The organism is Microbacterium sp. A94 (assembly GCF_051842855.1).
Classification (GTDB): domain Bacteria; phylum Actinomycetota; class Actinomycetes; order Actinomycetales; family Microbacteriaceae; genus Microbacterium.
Genome location: NZ_JBPXMU010000006.1, coordinates 67,179 through 86,070, shown reverse-complemented (window position 1 = coordinate 86,070; position 18,892 = coordinate 67,179). Strand labels below are relative to the sequence as shown.

Sequence of the window (18,892 nt, the reverse complement as noted above, 5' to 3'; positions counted from 1 at the left end):
ACTTCTGTCACTCAGTTCGGCGCAGCGGCACCTTCACGTCGCCGCCGCCTTCCTCGGTGATCCGCTCGCCCATCTGCACGAACGTCGGCTCAGAGACGAATCCACCGGCGAACAGCGCCTGGCCCTGGAGGAACTCCGCGGAATGCCGAATCGCCTCCTCTGAGGCGAAACCGAACACCTCAGCCAATTCGGCGAGATCCCGCGGCGCATTCACCCTCATCAGTGCAAGGTTGTCGCACTGTGAAAGCACGTTGGGGTGAATCTTCGTCGGACGCTGGGTGGAGAGCAGCAGCCAGAGTCCGAACTTCCGCCCTTCGGCAGCGATCTGCACGAGTTGTTCGGTGAGTGCCCTCTCGACCGCGGTCTGCGGTTGTGGTGAACAGAGGTTGTGCGCTTCATCGATGACGATCAGCACCGGGCGACGCTCCTCGCGCCGCGCCCAGAGCTGTTCGAGCACGGCGAGCGCTGCCACCTTCGGCTCTGCCGGGTGCGTGAAACCGCCGATGTCGAGAACGGTGACGCGCGGACGTTCATCGATGACATCGACGACAGATTCCGCACCGCGAGACCACAGGTCCCATTCCAGAACCTGCAGATTCTCCATGCGGTTCGCCAGTCTGGCTTCGCTGGCGTCTCCCGATGCCCGCAGCCGCATCAGCATCTCGCGTCCGTCAAAGCTCTGCGCATCTTCCTCGGCGTGAAGCAGCACGTTGTACTCTTCAGCATCCGCGATCGGGTCCAGGTGCAATACCGCCGCTTTGGATGCCGCCGACAACTCGGTGTAGCGAACATGCAGACGCTCGCCCGGCGCGCTGCCCGAACGGAACACCCGGATATCGGCGTCCGCGATCCGGGACGCACTCGCGCCATCCGCAGATGGGCGTGTCTCGCGCAGACGCGTGTAATCACCATTCGGGTCAAGGATGAGCATCGGCAGTTCCGTGTTGAGAAGCAACTGCTCCAAGACCACGCCGAGCGCATAGGTCTTGCCGCTGCCGCTCTGGCCGCACCAGAACGTGTGCCGGTTGAAGCGACGCGCGTCCAATTCGACTGCGGCTGCGGGGTCGCCGATGGCGGACCCGATCGTGAGGTTGGTCATCGGTGTGCCTTTCGCTCGTAGTGCCACATCGATTCCATCGTGTCCGCGGCGACTTCACCGCAGGCATCCGGAAAAATCATCCTCGCTTGATGATGTGGCCCCAACGGCGATACCGGAGGATGAGCGCAATCCCTGAGAAAGGCAGTCCATGGCCGACTCCCCTGTCCCTGTCACCTTCGCAGACTTCGCGCGAGTCGAAAGCGCCCGCATGTTCGCTGGTATCGCCGCGTCGGCTGGTGGATCCAACCGTTGGAACCACTACCGGGCGCCGACTCCTGTGGATCAACAGACCGTCATTCGGATGAATCGCGACACGCTGTACAGCGCCGCGATCATCGACGTCTCGCAGGGAGCGAGCATCACCATCCCCGAGGCCGGAGAGCGGTACGTCTCGGTGATGCTGGTGAATGAAGACCATTACATCAATCTCGTGCTGCATTCCGCCGGCACCTATGACCTCACCGCCGACCAGTTGGGAAGCGACTTCGTGCTCGCGGCGGCCCGCGTCCTGGTGGACCCCGAGGATGCGGCCGACGTCGCGGCTGTGAACACGCTGCAGGATCAGTTCGCTCTCTCTTCCGTCGCGGGCAGGCAGTTCGCCATGCAGCCCTACGACGAGGCGTCCTTCGAAACGACACGCGGCGCGATCCTGGAGCTCGCGAAAGGACTCGGCGGCCTGGAGAACTGCTTCGGCGCGAAGGAGGATGTCGACCCGATCCGCCATCTGCTCGGCACCGCGGCCGGCTGGGGCGGCCTGCCCGAGGCTGAGGCGTTCTACATCAACGTCAATCCGGAGCTCCCGGTCGGCGAGTACACGCTGACAGTCCGAGACGTTCCCGTCGACGGATTCTGGTCGATCTCTCTGTACAACTCGGAGGGCTATTTCGCGGAGAACCCCGCGGGCGCATACAGCGTCAACAACATCACCGGCCAGCGGAACGCCGACGGTTCGGTCACTGTCCGGTTCGGCGGGGATCCCAGCGCGCCCAATGCGCTGCCGATCATGGAGGGCTGGAACTACCTCGTTCGGTTGTATCGTCCGCGTCCTGAGGTGCTGGACGGCACTTGGACCTTCCCCACGATCGAGGCATCATGACGAACAACCAGGCTTCCGCCGGGTTCGAGTACGGGCCGATTGATGTCTACGTGGTCGAGTTCGAAGGAGAGGGCCTCGCGCCTACCGTCCTCGATGCGCTTCTCGAGCTGTCGGCGACCGGGACGGTTCGCGTGGTCGACCTTGTCGTGGTCACGCGAATGTCTGACGGCGAGGTGCGGGTCACCGAGCTGCGTGAGGATGCCGCGAACGCTCTGTCCGGAATCGGACTCGACTTGGAGATCGAGGGACTCATCGGCGAAGAAGACATCGCTGAATCCATCGCTGGCGTCGCGCCCGGCTTCGGGGTGGCCCTTGCTGCGATCGAGATGCGCTGGGCGACCGCTTTGGCTTCTCGTCTCGCCGCCGCGCAGGGACGAGTGGTGCGCACGGAACGCGTTCCTGCCCCACTGGTGAACGAACTGGTCGCGGCCTCACTGGCCGCGGATGAAGGAGCCTGACATGCCGATCATGAGAAGGGGCGGTCGCCCCGGTCTGCTGGGAATGGCCGCGCGGACCGCAGTCGTCGCCGGCACGGCGACTGCGGTGAGCGGTGCCGTCGCACAGCGCCAGCACAATCGCGCCGCCGAGCGGCAGGCTCTGCAGGAACAGCAGCAACAGGCGGCATTCGCGCCCGTGACGACTCCCGCGCCGGCGATGCCCGCGGCGCCAGCCACCGATGTTGTCACGCGCCTGCAGCAGCTCGGTGAGCTGCACCAGCAGGGTCTGCTGTCCTCGGAGGAATTCACGCTGGCCAAGCAGCAACTGCTCGGATCCATGAATGCTTGAGATCCTGGGCAGCATCCTTCCCAATGCTGTCGCGGTCGCAATCAGTCCGATCCCGATCATCGCGGTGATCCTCATGCTGATGTCGCCCCGGTCCAAACAGTTGGGGATCGGCTTCCTCATCGGATGGGTTCTCGGAATCCTGGTCGCAACGACCGTGTTCACGCTCCTGGCCGGGGTGATACCGGAGCCGAGTTCCTCCGGCGAATCTCAACCGGTCATCGGAGTGATTCAGCTGGTGATCGGTCTGCTGCTGATCCTGCTCGGCATTCGGCAATGGCGCTCGCGCCCGGCCGTCGGTGTTGAAGCGGAACTTCCGGCGTGGATGTCGAAGATCGATTCACTGCGTGCAATCGCCGCCCTGGGGCTCGGGTTCGCCCTCGCCGCGGTCAATCCGAAGAATCTCCTGGTCGCTGGCGCGGCCGGAACGGTGATCGGGCGGGCCGGCGTCGACCTCGGCAGTTCGATGATCACCATCGCCTGTTTCACCGTCGTTGCCGCCCTCTCCGTTGCCGCGCCCGTGTTGATCACGATCATCACGCCGGACAAGGCTGCACAGGTTCTGGCTCGTGTGCGCACCTGGCTCGCCGCGAACAATGCGACCATCATGACCGTTGTGTTCATTGTGTTGGGCTCCCAGGTGCTCGGAAAGGGCTTCGGTAGCTTCTGAACGCGTGGCGCTGATCACAGCTGCCGCAGCCACGAGTGGCCGGGAAGCGTCCGTTCAAGAGCCTGGCGCAACCAGTCACGACGTGCAACGTCCAGGTACGGCAGGGTGGCGGCGAAGTCGATATCGTCTTTGGGCCGCTGCCCCTTGGCCTTATAGAGGAGTTGGATCTCCGGTTGGAGATAGCGGATGCCATCGCGCATCCACAACGCTTCGGCCATCGGTAACCGGACGGTCTCGTCACGCTTGTAGACCCACTCCTGGATGCTGCCCGGGCTGAGGAGGATGTCGTACTCCCAGCGATGGGCGGTGTTCGGGCGAACCCAGAGTTGCCCGCAGCCGTCCGGAAGAAGATCTTCCGCTGGTGCGTTCGGACGGTCACCATCGATGAGGGGCTTCAATGCACCGGAAAAGGCAGCCCACACGTGCAGGCGTCCGATGAGGTGGTCTCGGAGCAGGGGGAGTTCTGCGCGCAGCACGGACGGATCAATATCCTCGTGGTGCCGGCGAACTCCGGTGAAAGCCTCCAGAGCCCAGCCTCCGGCGATCCACCAGGTACCCGAGTAGCCGTCGAACAGCTGGGCCGCGTCCGCCGGTGTTCAAGGCGCCCAGCTTCCGTAGAGGCTCTCGAACGCGGCGTCATCCATGGACCTCACGTTAGCGCGCGTTGTGCGGGGCCAGCGGCCCGGGGGTCTCAGCGCCGGCTGCTGCGCATCGCGCGCATGTGCGAAAGCTCCGAATCCGCGGCAGACGCCGTGTACTCAGCGGAGTCACGCGGAATCAGGCCGACGCGCCCCTCGGCGTCGTGCAGGATCCCCCAGCCGTAGCGCTTCCCCAACTGCGATGACCGCAAGCACGCCTGCCCTTTGGAGAAGAACTCTTCCCGCGCCGCGGCATCGTCGGCGTCGATACCCTTGCGCAGCGCATACGTCTCGAAGATCACATCGTCCGACGTCAGCTCGAACGGACGCTCCATGATCAGCCGATACTGCAGCGCAGCGATCGACATGTTCTCAGCAATCGGTGGCTCGGTGCCATGATCGATCGGGCAGTCCTCCGAAACCTCGATGAAAGTGCTCTGATAGTTCGTCGTGTGCGCAGCCATGGCTACAGCATGGCCCCGTCTATCGAAATCGTCCAGGGTCGAAACGGCGCAACCGACATCGTCGGCTGCACGTCTGTCAGAGACGAATGTCTGAGGCCTGGGCGATGATTGAAGGATGAGCAGCGTGCTCGACCGTTTCACCCCGGCAACCCAGGACTGGTTCCGGGGCGCCTTCAGCGCGCCGACTCCCGCGCAGACCGGCGCCTGGAAGGCAATCTCAGCGGGCAAGCACACGCTCGTGGTTGCCCCAACCGGGTCGGGTAAGACGCTCTCGGCATTCCTCTGGGCGATCGACAGCGTCTTCCGTGCCCATCAAGTTCACAAGCCAGCGGATGCCCCGGCATCCGGCCCCGCCGACGGCGAAGCCCGCACGCGTATCCTGTACATCTCCCCGTTGAAAGCGCTCGGCGTCGACGTCGAGCGCAACCTGCGCTCGCCCCTGGTCGGGATCGGCCAGTCCGCCCGACGGCTGGGACTCGAAGCTCCGGGAGTGAGCGTGGGCGTCCGTTCCGGCGACACCACCTCCAGCGATCGGCGAAAACTCGTCGCGAATCCGCCAGACATCCTGATCACCACACCCGAGTCGTTGTACCTGATGCTCACCAGCCGCGCTCGTGAAACGCTGCGCGACGTGCACACGGTGATCATCGACGAAGTGCACGCCGTCGCCGCCACCAAACGCGGTGCGCACCTTGCGGTCAGTCTCGAACGCCTCGACTCGCTGCGGCGCTCACATCGACCGGATGCCCCACCGGCACAGCGCATCGGACTTTCGGCGACTGTGCGTCCCATCGACGAGGTCGCCCGATTCCTCGGCGGATCTGAGCCCGTCGAGATCGTGGCGCCGAAGGCATCGAAGACGTTCGAACTCAGCGTCACGGTCCCGATGGACGACATGACGAACCCGCCGCCACCGCCCGGCGCGCCGGCCGCAGGCGATGATCCCGCCGAGTACACGGAGGTCACCGGATCGGTCTGGCCGCACGTCGAAGAGGCCATCGTCGATCGCATCCTCGAGAACAACTCGACAATCGTCTTCTCGAACTCGCGTCGTCTCGCGGAACGACTGACCGGACGACTGAACGAGATCTACGCGGAGCGCATCGGCGCGCCTCTTCCCGAGGCAACGGCACCGCCCGCCGCGATGATGGCACAGGGCGGGTCCACGGCGGGCGCCGATCCCGTGCTCGCCAAGGCACACCACGGCTCGGTATCCAAAGAGCAGCGCGCTCTCGTCGAAGAAGAACTGAAATCCGGCATCCTGCGCTGTGTCGTCGCAACCAGCAGCCTCGAACTCGGCATCGACATGGGCGCGGTCGACCTCGTCATCCAGGTCGAGGCACCACCATCCGCGGCATCCGGTCTGCAGCGCGTCGGACGCGCGGGGCACCAGGTCGGCGAGATCAGCCGCGCCGCGCTCTTCCCGAAGCATCGCGGCGACGTTTTGCACACCGCGATCGTCACCGAACGGATGCTGGCGGGCAAGATCGAGGCGATCGCCGTGCCGCGCAATCCGCTCGACATCCTCGCCCAGCAGACCGTCGCCGCCTGCGCGCTCGACCCGCTCAGCGTCGAGGAGTGGTTCGAGACGGTGCGCCGCAGCGCGCCGTTCCACACGCTGCCGCGCTCGGCGTACGAGGCGACGCTCGATCTGCTCGCCGGCCGGTTCCCCTCCGACGAGTTCGCCGAGCTGCGCCCCCGACTTGTCTGGGACCGAGATGCCGGCACCCTCACCGGCCGCCCTGGCGCACAGCGCATCGCTGTCACCAGCGGCGGCACAATCCCCGACCGCGGCCTGTTCGGTGTCTTCGTCGCAGGCGAAGGAGCCGGACGCCGAGTCGGTGAGCTCGACGAGGAGATGGTCTACGAGTCCCGCGTCGGCGACGTCTTCACCCTCGGCACCACGAGTTGGCGAATCGCCGAGATCACCCACGACCGCGTCAACGTCATCCCGGCCTACGGACAGCCAGGACGCGTGCCGTTCTGGCACGGCGACGGCATTGGCCGCCCCTTCGAACTCGGCGAGGCGCTCGGTGCGTTCTCCCGAGAAGTAGCATCCGCCCCGCCAGAGAAGGCGGCCCAGCGCCTGATCGATGCGGGCCTGGACGAGCAGGCGCGCCGCAACCTGCTCGCGCATCTCAGCGAGCAGCGCGAGGCAACCGGCACCCTCCCCACCGATCGAACTCTGACCGTCGAGCGCGGTCGCGACGAGGTCGGCGACTGGCGTGTCATCCTTCATTCCCCATACGGCATGAAGGTGCACGCGCCGTGGGCGCTGGCGATCAACGCCCGGGTGCGCGAGCGGCTCGGCGTCGATGGCTCTGCTGTTGCCAGCGACGATGGCATCATCGTGCGGATCCCGGATGCTGACGCCGAACCGCCGGGCGCCGAACTGTTCGTGTTCGAACCCGATGAGCTGGAGCACGTCGTCACCGAGGAGGTCGGCGGATCAGCCCTGTTCGCGTCCCGTTTTCGCGAGTGCGCGGCGCGTGCGCTGCTCATGCCGCGCATGAATCCGAATAAGCGCACCCCGCTGTGGCAGCAGCGACAGCGTTCCGCGCAGTTGCTCGAGGTGGCCCGCCGCCATCCGACCTTCCCCGTGATCCTCGAGACGCTGCGCGAAGTTCTGCAAGATGTCTACGACCTCCCCTCGCTGCGCCGACTCGCGACGTCGATTGCCGAGCGACGCGTCCGCCTCATCGAGACCGAGCCCGCCCAGCCCTCCCCGTACGCGCGCGATCTGCTGTTCGGCTACGTCGGCGCATTCATGTACGAGGGCGATTCGCCGCTGGCCGAACGACGGGCAGCGGCGTTGTCGGTCGACCCGGCACTGCTGGGAGAGCTGCTCGGCACGGTCGAACTGCGCGAACTGCTCGACCCGGACGTGCTCGCCCAGTTCGAACGCGAGGCTCAGCGGCTCGACCCGGAACGGCGCGTGCGCGGGCTCGAGGGCGTTGCCGATCTGCTCCGGTTGCTCGGACCTCTCGATGCCACTGAGGTCGCCGAACGACTGCAGCCCGCCGAGGCTGGTTCCGAATCCCAGACGGAGGTACCCGTCGACGGCGTGTCGGACGGGCGACACTCCGACCAGAGCCCCGACCGTCTGGCATCCGGCACACAGGAGGCATCTGCCCACCTCGACGCGTTGATCGCCGCGCGCCGCGCCATCTCCGTCACCATCGCCGGTATCCAGCGCGTCGCCGCGATCGAGGATGCCGGGCGCCTGCGCGACGCGCTCGGGGTGGCGCTGCCCACGGGCATCCCGATCGCCTTCCTCGAGCCGGTCGCCGATCCGCTCGGTGATCTGCTCGCACGCTTCGCCCGCACGCACGGTCCGTTCACAACGGATGCTGCCGCCGCTCGATTCGGTCTCGGTGGTGCCGTCGCACGCCACACTCTGCAACGGCTCGAGCAGGCGGGACGGCTCGCCAGCGGCTATTTTCTGCCGAACGCGGCGGGCACCGGGTCGGAGTCCGAATGGTGCGATGCCGAAGTGCTGCGCCGCCTGCGGATGCGCTCGCTTGCGGCGATCCGCGGCAGCGTCGAGCCGGTCTCCCCCGAGGCCTACGCACGCTTCCTTCCGGCATGGCAGCATCTGGATCGTCCGCTCGAAGGCATCGACGGCGTGCTGAACGTCATCGAGCAGTTCGCCGGGGTGCCGATTCCCGCCAGCGCCTGGGAATCGCTGGTGCTGCCCTCTCGAGTGCGCGACTACACGCCAGCGCTGCTGGATGAGCTGACCGCGAGCGGCGAAGTCGTCTGGTCTGGGCATGGCACGTTGCCAGGGCGTGACGGGTGGGTGTCGCTGCATCCCGCCGACCTTGCCCCATTCACACTGCCCGAGCCAGAGGGCGCGGCGTCGGAGTCGCTCGAAGCCGACCTGCTCGCGGCGCTCAGCGCCGGCGGCGCCTACTTCGCAGCTCAGTTGCGCGACATGACCTCAGCCCCAAACGAGCAGTCCGTGCTCGACGCCCTCTGGAATCTGACCTGGTCGAGCCGCATCACGAACGACACCTTCGCGCCCGTGCGCCAGCTGCTCGCCGGCGGTTCACAGGCGCACAAGGCGGTGCGCCGCGCGCCGCGCACACGCGCCTTCCGGGGTGTCTCTTTCTCCGGCCAGACGCCGCGTCCGACGATCACCGGCGGACGCTGGTCTGCACTGCCTGCAACCACAGGAGCGCAGACCAGTGCGGATGCCGCGCGCCGGGCAACCGTCACCGCGGGGCTGCTGCTCGACCGCTATGGGGTCGTCACCCGAGGCGCCGTGCAGTCCGAGGGCGTGCCCGGCGGCTTCGCCCAGGCGTACCGGATCCTCGCCGGGTTCGAAGAGGCCGGACACTGCCGCCGCGGGTACGTCATCGAGAAGCTGGGCGTCGCGCAGTTCGCAGCATCCGCCACCGTCGACCGCCTGCGTACCTTCGCAGCTCTCGCCGACCCGCCCCCGCTGAAAGCCATCACCCTCGCCGCGACCGACCCGGCCAACCCCTACGGCGCGGCGCTCGGCTGGCCGCGACGAGAGGGCGTCTCCCACCGGCCCGGGCGCAAAGCGGGCGGGCTGGTCGTCCTTGTCGACGGTTCGCTCGTGCTCTACCTCGAACGCGGTGGACGCACCGTGCTCGCATTCGATGATGATCCGGAGGTACTGCGGGCCGCTGCATCCGATCTCGTAGCGACCTCGCGCGCCCGCCGGCTGGAGACACTCACCGTGGAGAAGATCAACGGTGAGGCGATCTATGCGACGCCGTTCGCGCTGGCCCTGCAAGAGGCCGGATTCGTTCCCACCCCACGCGGGTTCACGCTGCGCAAGGCGCTGTGAAGTTACGATGGCCAGTGAGCGACCCATCACAAATCTGCAGGCGAGGTACCCCTATTGATCCGTGAATTCTTCGCCGGGGTTCGCATCCTCCTTCGCGGGTTCAGCATGTGGCGCACGCACCCGAAGTTGCTTGCGCTCGGGCTCATTCCGGCCTTCATCGCCTTCGTCGCGCTGGTGGCCGCGCTCATCCCCCTCGGGTTCACGCTCGGCTCGATCACCGACTGGATCACCCCGTTCGCGGACAGTTGGCTCTCGCCCTGGCGAGAACTGCTGCGGGTCGGCCTCGGCATCGTGATCTTCATTGCCGCGCTCGCCCTTGCCGGGACGGTGTTCACCGCTCTCACCCTGACCATCGGGGATCCGTTCTACCAGCGCATCTGGCGCGGCGTCGAGCGCGAGCTCGGCGGACCCGAGCCCAGCGGCGAGACCGGATTCTGGACCACCGTGGGTGAGGGCATCCGGCTGGTCGTCCTGGGCATCCTGGTCGCGCTGTTGACGCTGCTGCTCGGTTTCATGCCGCTCGTCGGTGGTGTGCTCGCCTCGGTCACTGGTGTCATCCTCTCCGGACGGTTGCTGGCACGAGAGCTCACCGCCCGTGCCTTCGATGCCCGCGGGATCACGACCTACACACGCTCCGAACTGCTCGGCAGCGGACGGGCACGGGTGATCGGTTTCGGCGTCGCCACCCAACTCTGTTTTCTGGTGCCGCTCGGGGCGATCGTCACGATGCCGGCGGCTGTCGCGGGTTCCACGATCCTCGCCCGCAGCCTGCAGGACAGCCGGGAGGTGTCGCAAGTGGCCGCCCCGACGGCTCCGGAGCGCCCCCTTGCGCCACCTCCGGCTGCCATGACGGCGCAGCAGAACGCGCCGAGAGACCCAGAGCACCCGAGTGCCTGAGGGAGACACTGTCTTTCGCGCCGCGCAGCGACTGAACACCGCGCTCGCCGGGCACACCGTCACACGATTCGACCTGCGCGTTCCTGCCTTCGCGACCGCCGATCTCACCGGTGAATCCGTGCACAGCGTAGTTCCCCGCGGCAAGCACCTGCTGATGCGCATCGGTCAGCACACGCTGCATTCTCATCTGCGCATGGATGGCGCCTGGCTCGTGTACAGCGCGGGCGAGAAGTGGCGGCATCCGGCGTTTCGGGTGCGCGCGATCGTCGGCACCGCACGGTGCGAAGCTGTCGGCGTCGACCTCGCCGAGATCGAGCTGGTCTCAACCCGCGACGAGGGACAGCTCGTCGACTATCTGGGCCCTGATCCCCTCGCCGAGGATTGGGATGCTGCAGCGGCGGCGCGGCGCGTGGGCGCGGATGCCCGCAGCATCCATGTCGCCCTGCTCGATCAGCGAAACGTCGCCGGTTTCGGCAACGAGTACGCAGCAGAACTCCTCTTCCTGCGCGGAATCCTGCCCACCACTGCGGCGTCTGATGTCGACGCCCGAGCGCTGATCGATCTGGGCGCGCGCACGATCCAGGCGAACCGGAACCGGCTCGATCGCACCTTCACGGGGGTGAACAGGCGGGGTCAGACGACCTGGGTGTACGGTCGCGCGAACCGTCCCTGCCGCCGCTGCGGCACACTCATCCTGCGCGGCGAACAGGGCGCGGACGCGACCCGCGAACGGGTGACGTTCTGGTGCCCGCGTTGCCAGAGGTAGCCATCATCTCGATTCGGGAATGAATCGGCCCTCGCCGTGGTTGTTGATATATCCGGAGGTGTCCGGACACGGGAGGAATCTTGGGTAAGAACTACATCGACATCGAAGACGACCAGGGCAAGGCGCTGCGTTACCGTAAGCATGTCAATGGCCGAGGACTGGTCGCGCACGGCGCGAAGGTGCATCCGCAGGCTGTGGTTGAAATCGGCGCCTATGTCGAACCCGGCGCGCGCATCGGCGCCGGAGCAATACTCGTGCGTGGAGCGTGGGTTGAACCCGATGCCAGCATCGGCGAAAACGCGTACATCGACGCTCACGCCCACATCGGCGCTGGCGCTGCCGTCGGCGACGGCGCCCACATCGGCGTCCGCACAGAGATCGGCGCGGGCGCACGCATCGCCCGCGGAGCACGCATCGGCGACGACGAGACCGTCGCCGCGGGCCTGCGCATCGCGACCGACCGCAGGGGCCTCTGGCTCGCTGCCTGAGCACCTCACCTGAACCTGCACGAATACCGCGCCGGGACTGCCACCCATCGTGACAGTCCCGGCGCGGTATTACCGTTTCGGGCTACTTCAGCGACCGCCGAATGAGCATCGACACGCTCTCGACCACGACCACCATCGCGATGATGACGAGCACATAGGCCAGCACTTCGTCGAAATGTCGGCCCTGCAGAGCGTTCAGCAGCAGGAAGCCGATACCGCCGGCACCGACGATGCCGAGCAGCGTCGCCGAGCGGATGTTCTGCTCGAGCAGGTACATCAGGTGACTGACCATCGCGGGAACAGACATCGGCATGGTGGAGGAGAAGAACACTTGAGTGCGGGTGCCACCGGCGGCGAACAGCGCCCGCTCGGGGCCGCCTGGCACCTCTTCCATCGAATCGCCGATGAGCTTCGCGAGCAGGCCCACTCCGCCGATACCCAGCGCGAGCGCACCGGCCTGCGGCCCGATGCCGGCGGCGATGATGAACAGGATCGCGATGACCAGGTCCGGGATCGCACGAATGACGAGGGCGATGCCCCGGAACGTATTGCGCACCCAGCTGTTCGGAGCGACGTTGCGGGCGGACAGCGGCCCGACGACAGCCGAGATGATCGTGGCCATCAGGGTTGCTGCGAACGCGATCTGAATGGTCGTGACCACCGCGGCCAGAACGTCGCCCCAGCTGCGGCTGCCGAAGTGCGGCGGCCAGATCGCCCGGTCGCGCTCGGGATTGACCAGTTCGCTCCATGACGGGGCGAACATCTTCGCCACGTCCGGCGCGGCGTAAAGGAATGCTGCAATGACGATGAGGATGCCGGCCCACACCCACACTGTGTTGCCGATGCGGCTCCGATCCCACGGCCGGTGCATGGCCGCTTCGATCCGGGCGTTGCGATCCTGCGTCTTGATCGTGCCCGTGCTCGTGACGCCGGCGGATGCCGACGGCTTGCGCGACACCGCGCGGGCAACCGAGTCACCAACGCCCTTCCCGGTCGGACGGACGTTCAACAGGCGAGCGCGCAGCAGCGACGAGACGATCTCGAAAGCCACACACAGGGCGATGATGATGACCACCAGCGGGATCACTCGACGCATGCCCGCAGGCCCGCCGTGCAGCGCTCCGTTGAGCTCGTAGCCGATGCCAACGACGCCCACGACGCCGAGGATGACCGTCGCACGCAGATTGATGTCGGCGCGGTGCAGCGTCACAGCGACCCAGGCGGGCAGCACCTGCGGCACGACCCCCGACCAGAACTCCTGCGACTTCGAACCGCCAGCCGCGCGGATCGCGAGCCTCGGTCCCTCATCGATCTGCTCAATAGCATCCGCGAACATCTTGGAGATCATGCCCACCGAATGCAGACCGATCGCGACGATCGCGGGGAGTGTTCCGGAGTTGAACCAGAGGAAGGCGAGGACCACGACGAAGACGACGTCAGGAATCGCACGGGCGATCACGCCGATCGCACGGCACAACGCCATCACGGCGGAGTTCGGGGTCGTGTTCCGCGCGGCGCCGTACGCCACCGGAACCGAAAGCACCGCAGCAAGCGCCGTACCCGCGATCACCAGGGAGAGGGTGATGACGATCGTGAGGAACATGTCCCAGATCGGCTCGAACCCGACCCAGGTGGTGACGAACACCGTCGTGCCGTCTGCCTGCCGCTCGCCGGCGACCTCCCAGCCCGGCCACTGCATAGGTGTCGCCATGGTGAGGAATCGGCTGATGTTCCCGGCGGTGACGTCGAGGCTCTTCAACGAGTAATCGAGGCCGATGAACGACCACACACCGAGGGCGAGGATCGCGATGATGGTGCCGTACGAGACGATCGCGGACAGACGCGGAGCCGGCCGCGGCACGGATGCTGCACGCGGGGCGGTCGGTGACTCGATCGTGCGTGGAGCAAGTGCGGTCATGCCGGTTCCTCGTTGGCGAAGTCCTCGGCGAGGCGCTCGCGGGCGGCAGCACGGTACAGCTCGCGGCTGAGCACCTGCTCGCGGGCCTCCGCGAGCTCGTCGTCCAGCGCATGGATCTCGCGGGTAGTGGTGGCAACCCGACCGTAGATCTCCATCACTTCTTCGCGCGTCAGGTCGTCGGTGCTGGTGTCGAGGACGACGGCGCCGTTGCGCAATCCGATGATGCGGTCACCCCAGCTGAGTGCGAGGTCGACCTGGTGCAGGGAGCAGATCACCGTCAGCGAGCGCTCCGCGGCGATCTCGCGGATCAGTGCCATGACCTGGCTGCTGGATTCGGGATCGAGGGATGCCACCGGCTCGTCGGCGAGCAGGATCTCCGGGTCCTGCATGAGCGCGCGCGCAATGGCGACGCGCTGCTGCTGACCACCGGAGAGATTGTCGGCACGCTGGTATGCGAAATCGAGCAGGCCGACCCGCTCCAGGTGTCCGAGTGCCTTCTCACGCATGGAGCGCGGGTAGGTACGGATGCCGACGCGCGGGCCGCGCAGCGTGGACAGGCCACCGGTGAGCACGTTTTCCAGCACAGTCAGGGCACCGACCAGCTCGAACTGCTGGAAGATGAAGGCGATACGCCCGCGCAGCGCCCGAAGCTCGGACCCTCGCAGGGCGGAGATGGTCTGGCCGAGAGACTCGACCGCACCGGTGGTGGGAGTCTCCAGCGCGTTGATGTGACGCAGCAGCGTCGATTTCCCTGAACCGGACAGGCCCAGAAGCACGACGATCTCTCCGGGATCGACGGCCAGCGACACCCCCGACAGAGCTGGTTTTCCGGCTCCGGGATATGTCTTACCCAGATCTGCGATCTGGACGGCGGGGGTGTCGCTGTACGTCATCTGTTTACTCCTGGATTGTCAGTGCGTCGGGAACCGGGATCAGGCGCGGCAGGCCTCGACCTCGTCTGCGATCTCATCGCACAGGGTGCGGATGAGGTCGTAGTACGAGTCGTCCACTGCGCCGAAGCCGAACCAGCCATCGGTGAGGAACTCGTTGAGCTCAACGCCAGAGTCGGTCAGGTCGGACTGGGTGCTGTCGGCAAGCGCGTCGAAGAGCTGGTCCTTGACTTCCTGCGGGAGGCCCGCCTGCAGAACGATCGGCGCAGCCGGAACCTGCACGCTCTCGACCTCGACGAGCTCGCCGGAGTCGATGAGCGGCTGGGCGTCGAGGTCCTGTGCGAAGCCGACCTGGCAGTCGACACCCTCGGCGACCTTCTTCGCGTTGAGGTCGTGAGCCTCACCGAAGACGCGGTCGTTGGCGGGGACGGTGACCCCGACATCCAGCAGGCCGCCCATGGGAACGGCGAAGCCGGAGGTGGAGGTCGGGTTGACGAAGCAGACCGGCTGGTCGGCGAAGTCCGCGAGTGAGGTGATTCCGGATTCCGGGTTCGCGACAGCGACCGAGAAGTATCCGGGCTCAGCGCCATCCTGGGTGATCTGCGCACCGATGGGCTCGATGTCAGCGCCGGCGTTCTGCGACTGGTAGTAGGTGAACGCCGAGATCTGTGCGATGTCGATCTGGTTGGCGGCGAGCCCCTGCACGACGGCGGTGTAGTCGGTCGCCTGGAAGAAGTCGACCTTCTTACCGGTGATCTCAGCGATCCAGTCGGCGATCGGCTGGGCGTCCTGGTCGGCGCCCTCGTGGTCGGGGAGAACAGCGAAAACAAGAGTGTCGGAGTCGCCGGAGGCGAACGTGCCTTCCGCGCTCTCACCGCCGGTTGCTTCTCCGCCGGTTGCGGAATCAGCCGGGTCAGCGGCACAGGCGGCAAGACCGAAGGCGAGGGTGAGACCGGCGGCGATCGCGAGACCGCGCTTCAGAGTTGACTGCATGGGGAACCTTTCGCAGGCGTGGGTGCATGGGTTTTCTCGGCGGGACAGCCGATGTCGAACAGCTAAAGCTCCGCAGGCGACCGCAGCGCGGCGCGCTTCTGACGGCTGCGTGAACGAGTCGTGAATTCCGCGAGCGCGAGCAGCCGCGAGTACGCTGAACCCATGGCACATTCCGGCAGATCACGCTCTCGCGCGTCATTGGGCGGACCCGCTCGATCGACGAAGCGGCAGCCGGCGAAGCATCCGCAGAAAGTCGCGAAGAAGCAGCCCGCACCGCCGCCGCCCCCGGCCCCCGAACCGCGCACGTTCCGCCTCGGAGCGGTTGCGGGTGCGACACCGGGCAAGTGGATCGACACGTGGAAGAAGCGGATGCCCCATGTCACGCTCGAACTCGTCCCGATCGAGGCGGAAACGCAGCGCTCAGCCCTCGATGAGTTGGATGCTGCCCTCATCCGCCTGCCGCTGACCGATGAGAGCCTGCACCTCATTCCTCTTTATGACGAGCTCGCGGTGGTCGTGGCATCCATCGAATCGCACCTTCTGGCAGCCGATGAGCTCACCGCCGCTGACCTCGCCGACGAAGTGCTCATCACGCCGCTGGACGACGTGCTCGGGCCGCTGGATATTCCCGGCATCCAGACCCCGCGCTTCGCGCCGCTTCCCACCACCGGAGAAGCGATCGCGACGGCCGCATCCGGTGTCGGCATCGTCATCGTGCCAATGTCGCTCGCGCGGATGCACCAGCGCAAGGATGCCGATTACCGCCCGCTCGTCGACGGACCGGTTTCCACCGTCGCACTCGCCTGGCCCCGCGAGCGGACGACCGAAGACGTCGAGGCGTTCGTCGGGATCGTGCGCGGACGCACGGCAAACTCCTCCCGCTGACCGGCGATAGATTTATCTGCATGTCCAGCGATCGCAACGGCCCCAAGGATGCTTCCCGGCGGCAGTTCTTCAAGATTGGCGGCGCGGCTGCTCTCGGTGCTGCCGCCGGTGGTGCTGCCGGTGCGGCTATCGGCGCAGCATCCGGATATCGTGCCGGTTTCGCCGCTGGCGACAGCCATTTCGACGCGCTTGAGCCACGATCGGCACCCGGCTTCGACCACATCGTCGTCGTCATGGGCGAGAACCGCTCCTTCGACAACCTGCTCGGCCACCTGTACACCCCCGATGATCTGCCCGAGGGGCAGAGCTTCGACGGGATCGCGTTCGGGGACTACTCGAACGTCGCACCCGACGGCACCGTGATTCCCGCCCACGTGTACGACGGCCCGACGGATGACGTGATGGGCTACCCGAACCCCGACCCGGGCGAGGAGTTCCCGCACGTCAACACCCAGCTCTTCGAGCACGTCGCCCCGGGAGAGAACGAGCACCTGTGGGTCGAGGAGATGTCGTCCCCGTACAACACCCCGCCCCGTGGCGCGAAGCCGACCAACGGCGGATTCGTGCAGGACTACTTCATCAACTATCGCCGGCTCCAAAACGGCAAGAAGCCGAGCACAGATCAGCTGCAGAACATCATGGGCGGCTTCTCCCCGCAGATGCTGCCGGTGCTGTCGACGCTGGCGAAAGAGTTCGCTGTCTTCGACAATTGGTTCGCGGCCGTGCCATCGCAGACGTTCTGCAACAGATCGTTCTTTCATGCCTCGTCCTCGCATGGATTCGTCACCAACAAGCACGGCGGCGGCTACGACAAGTGGATCGATGCCGATGAGATCCCGACGATCTTCAACCGCCTCGAGGATGCCGGTCTCAGCTGGAAGATCTACTACGACGAATTGCAACTCGTCTCATACACCGGCTTTCTGCACGCACCGGCGCTGCAGCGCTTCTGGAAGAGCGAACATTTCGCCACGATGGACCAGTTCTACGCCGACACGGCAAACGGCACCCTGCCGGCGTACGCATTCATCGAACCCCGGATGACGTTCAACCACAACGACTTCCATCCGCCGTTCGGCAAGCTGCGCGGGAGCAAGATCGACGGCGTCGAGGTCGTCGACAGCGCGATCTCGGATGTGCGCGCCGGTGAGGCACTCATCCACGAGATCTACACGGCGGTCAAGAACTCGCGCACGCCGAAGGGTTCGAACGCGGTCAACACGATGCTGCTGATCACCTTCGACGAGCACGGCGGAACCTACGACCATGCCGCACCTCCTGCCGCCCAGCCCCCGTATACGGATCAGGAACCCGGCGAGATGGGCTTCGGATTCGACCGACTCGGATGCCGCGTTCCCGCCATCGCTGTGTCGGCGTACACCCGTCGCGGCACGATCATCAACGACGAGATGCACCACGGCGCTGTCATCAAGACGCTCAGCGAACTGCACGGCCTCGAGCCCCTGACTCACCGCGACGCCGGGGCGAACGATCTGTTGTCGATCGTGAACCTCACCGAACCGCGGCATCCCGATGACTGGCCGGAGACCATGCCGCAGTGGGTGCCCGCCAACCCGCAGGAGGCACCGCCGCATCCTGCCCACGTGCACAAGGACAAGCCGCTCAGCCCGCCCGCGCGCGGACTCATCGGGCTGTTGCAGGCGAGGTTCGGAGATTCGGATGCCCCGGAGCCAGAGACCTACGCCGAGGCGTATGAACTACTGCACAAGCACGGCACCGGAGTGATGGGCCCGAACTGATGGCATCGATCCTCTACGTCTGCGTGCGCCCGGAACGCGGCGCCGCCGACGCCGAGCATGTGTCGTTCCAGCGCGGGCTCGGCGTCGCAGCGCTTGATCAGCTCGACCTCATCTCCGATCCACTCACCGATGAGCTGCTCAGCCGCCACGATGGTTTCGTCATCGGCGGTTCACCGTTCAACGTGACGGATGCTGTGAAGACGCCGTTGCAGCAGCGCGTCGAAGCCGACCTCGAGCGCATCGCCGCTCGCGCGCTGTCCGGAGAGGCCGCCGCGATGTTCACCTGCTACGGCATCGGCGTCGTCACCCGGCTGCTCGGCGGTGCGCTCACGCTCGAGCGGCCCGAATCCACGCGCGCATCCGAGATCCGCACCACCGATGAGGCCGCATCCGACCCGCTCTTCGGACCGAGCGCACCCGCGCTGACCGTCTTCACCGCGCACAAAGAGAGCGCGGTGGCCGTCCCGCCCGGTGCGACGCTTCTGGCGACCAACGCCGCCTGCGCGGTACAGGCGTACCGGGTGGGAACGCAGCTGTATGCGACGCAGTTCCACCCCGAGCCGAGTCCGCAGGACTTCGCGAACCGCATGACGTTCTACCGCAACAACGGCTATTTCGATGCTGCCGAATTCGACGCGGTGAAAGCAGAGATCCTCGCCGCCCAGGATGTGGGCGGCGAGGATCTGCTGCGCAGGTTCGCGCTGACGTTCGGCTGACGACGAGGTTCCG

At 66.3% G+C, this 18,892-nt stretch carries 17 protein-coding genes; 11 read left to right on the top strand and 6 right to left on the bottom strand.

Going from position 1 to position 18,892, the window contains the following annotated elements; all coding sequences use genetic code 11:
* Positions 1–7: 7 nt before the first annotated feature.
* On the bottom strand, positions 8–1,099 hold the full coding sequence (locus tag ACSU1L_RS14680) for an ATP-binding protein (RefSeq protein ID WP_438254257.1): 1,092 nt from the start codon (positions 1,097–1,099) through the stop codon (positions 8–10).
* Between the two features lie 148 nt (positions 1,100–1,247).
* Here ACSU1L_RS14680 and ACSU1L_RS14675 point away from each other — a divergent pair, with 148 nt between their 5' ends.
* From ACSU1L_RS14675 to ACSU1L_RS14660, 4 genes are read left to right on the top strand one after another with little or no spacing between them, the layout of a single operon-like run.
* Entirely contained in the window at positions 1,248–2,195 is a 948-nt protein-coding gene (locus ACSU1L_RS14675; protein WP_439256289.1) for a DUF1214 domain-containing protein, read from the top strand.
* Positions 2,192–2,653, top strand: coding sequence for a DUF6325 family protein (locus tag ACSU1L_RS14670; protein ID WP_438254254.1), 462 nt, complete (start codon positions 2,192–2,194; stop codon positions 2,651–2,653). The genes ACSU1L_RS14675 and ACSU1L_RS14670 overlap by 4 nt, the downstream gene beginning before the upstream one ends.
* A gap of 1 nt (position 2,654) precedes the next feature.
* Complete coding sequence (locus tag ACSU1L_RS14665) at positions 2,655–2,981, top strand: SHOCT domain-containing protein (protein WP_438254253.1); 327 nt, start codon at positions 2,655–2,657, stop codon at positions 2,979–2,981.
* A complete protein-coding gene (locus ACSU1L_RS14660) occupies positions 2,974–3,648 on the top strand; it encodes a GAP family protein (protein ID WP_438254251.1) in 675 nt (224 codons plus the stop codon). Before ACSU1L_RS14665 ends, ACSU1L_RS14660 begins: the two co-directional genes overlap by 8 nt.
* A 14-nt stretch (positions 3,649–3,662) precedes the next feature.
* Here the strand turns inward: ACSU1L_RS14660 and ACSU1L_RS14655 are convergent, their stop codons facing one another.
* Both ACSU1L_RS14655 and ACSU1L_RS14650 read right to left on the bottom strand, forming a co-directional pair.
* Positions 3,663–4,124 (bottom strand): hypothetical protein, encoded by a 462-nt coding sequence (locus ACSU1L_RS14655; RefSeq protein ID WP_438254249.1) that lies wholly within the window; start codon positions 4,122–4,124, stop codon positions 3,663–3,665.
* A gap of 215 nt (positions 4,125–4,339) precedes the next feature.
* The gene (locus tag ACSU1L_RS14650; RefSeq protein WP_439256288.1) at positions 4,340–4,750 is read right to left on the bottom strand and encodes a DUF6157 family protein; all 411 of its coding nucleotides are present in this window, start codon (positions 4,748–4,750) and stop codon (positions 4,340–4,342) included.
* A gap of 115 nt (positions 4,751–4,865) precedes the next feature.
* Here ACSU1L_RS14650 and ACSU1L_RS14645 point away from each other — a divergent pair, with 115 nt between their 5' ends.
* From ACSU1L_RS14645 to ACSU1L_RS14630, 4 genes are all read left to right on the top strand, one after another.
* Complete coding sequence (locus ACSU1L_RS14645; RefSeq protein ID WP_439256287.1) at positions 4,866–9,566, top strand: Lhr family ATP-dependent helicase; 4,701 nt, start codon at positions 4,866–4,868, stop codon at positions 9,564–9,566.
* Positions 9,567–9,620: 54 nt separating this feature from the next.
* Positions 9,621–10,463, top strand: coding sequence for an EI24 domain-containing protein (locus ACSU1L_RS14640; protein WP_439256286.1), 843 nt, complete (start codon positions 9,621–9,623; stop codon positions 10,461–10,463).
* Positions 10,456–11,229, top strand: coding sequence for a DNA-formamidopyrimidine glycosylase family protein (locus tag ACSU1L_RS14635; protein WP_439256285.1), 774 nt, complete (start codon positions 10,456–10,458; stop codon positions 11,227–11,229). The genes ACSU1L_RS14640 and ACSU1L_RS14635 overlap by 8 nt, the downstream gene beginning before the upstream one ends.
* A gap of 80 nt (positions 11,230–11,309) precedes the next feature.
* Complete coding sequence (locus tag ACSU1L_RS14630; protein ID WP_438254240.1) at positions 11,310–11,717, top strand: transferase; 408 nt, start codon at positions 11,310–11,312, stop codon at positions 11,715–11,717.
* An 82-nt stretch (positions 11,718–11,799) separates the two neighbouring features.
* Here ACSU1L_RS14630 and ACSU1L_RS14625 read toward each other — a convergent pair whose 3' ends face one another.
* From ACSU1L_RS14625 to phnD, 3 genes are read right to left on the bottom strand one after another with little or no spacing between them, the layout of a single operon-like run.
* Positions 11,800–13,635, bottom strand: a complete 1,836-nt coding sequence (locus ACSU1L_RS14625) for a PhnE/PtxC family ABC transporter permease (protein ID WP_438254238.1) — start codon at positions 13,633–13,635, stop codon at positions 11,800–11,802.
* Positions 13,632–14,528: a phosphonate ABC transporter ATP-binding protein gene (phnC, locus tag ACSU1L_RS14620; protein ID WP_438254236.1), complete on the bottom strand. Its 897-nt coding sequence runs from the start codon at positions 14,526–14,528 to the stop codon at positions 13,632–13,634. The genes ACSU1L_RS14625 and phnC overlap by 4 nt, the downstream gene beginning before the upstream one ends.
* A 39-nt stretch (positions 14,529–14,567) precedes the next feature.
* Positions 14,568–15,518, bottom strand: a complete 951-nt coding sequence (gene phnD, locus ACSU1L_RS14615) for a phosphate/phosphite/phosphonate ABC transporter substrate-binding protein (protein ID WP_438254234.1) — start codon at positions 15,516–15,518, stop codon at positions 14,568–14,570.
* Between the two features lie 162 nt (positions 15,519–15,680).
* On the opposite strand from phnD, the gene ACSU1L_RS14610 reads away from it, so the two are divergent.
* From ACSU1L_RS14610 to ACSU1L_RS14600, 3 genes are read left to right on the top strand one after another with little or no spacing between them, the layout of a single operon-like run.
* Positions 15,681–16,403: a LysR substrate-binding domain-containing protein gene (locus tag ACSU1L_RS14610; protein WP_438254232.1), complete on the top strand. Its 723-nt coding sequence runs from the start codon at positions 15,681–15,683 to the stop codon at positions 16,401–16,403.
* A 20-nt stretch (positions 16,404–16,423) separates the two neighbouring features.
* A complete protein-coding gene (locus tag ACSU1L_RS14605) occupies positions 16,424–18,163 on the top strand; it encodes an alkaline phosphatase family protein (RefSeq protein ID WP_438254230.1) in 1,740 nt (579 codons plus the stop codon).
* The gene (locus ACSU1L_RS14600) at positions 18,163–18,879 is read left to right on the top strand and encodes a glutamine amidotransferase-related protein (RefSeq protein WP_439256284.1); all 717 of its coding nucleotides are present in this window, start codon (positions 18,163–18,165) and stop codon (positions 18,877–18,879) included. Before ACSU1L_RS14605 ends, ACSU1L_RS14600 begins: the two co-directional genes overlap by 1 nt.
* The last annotated feature ends 13 nt before the right edge of the window (positions 18,880–18,892 follow it).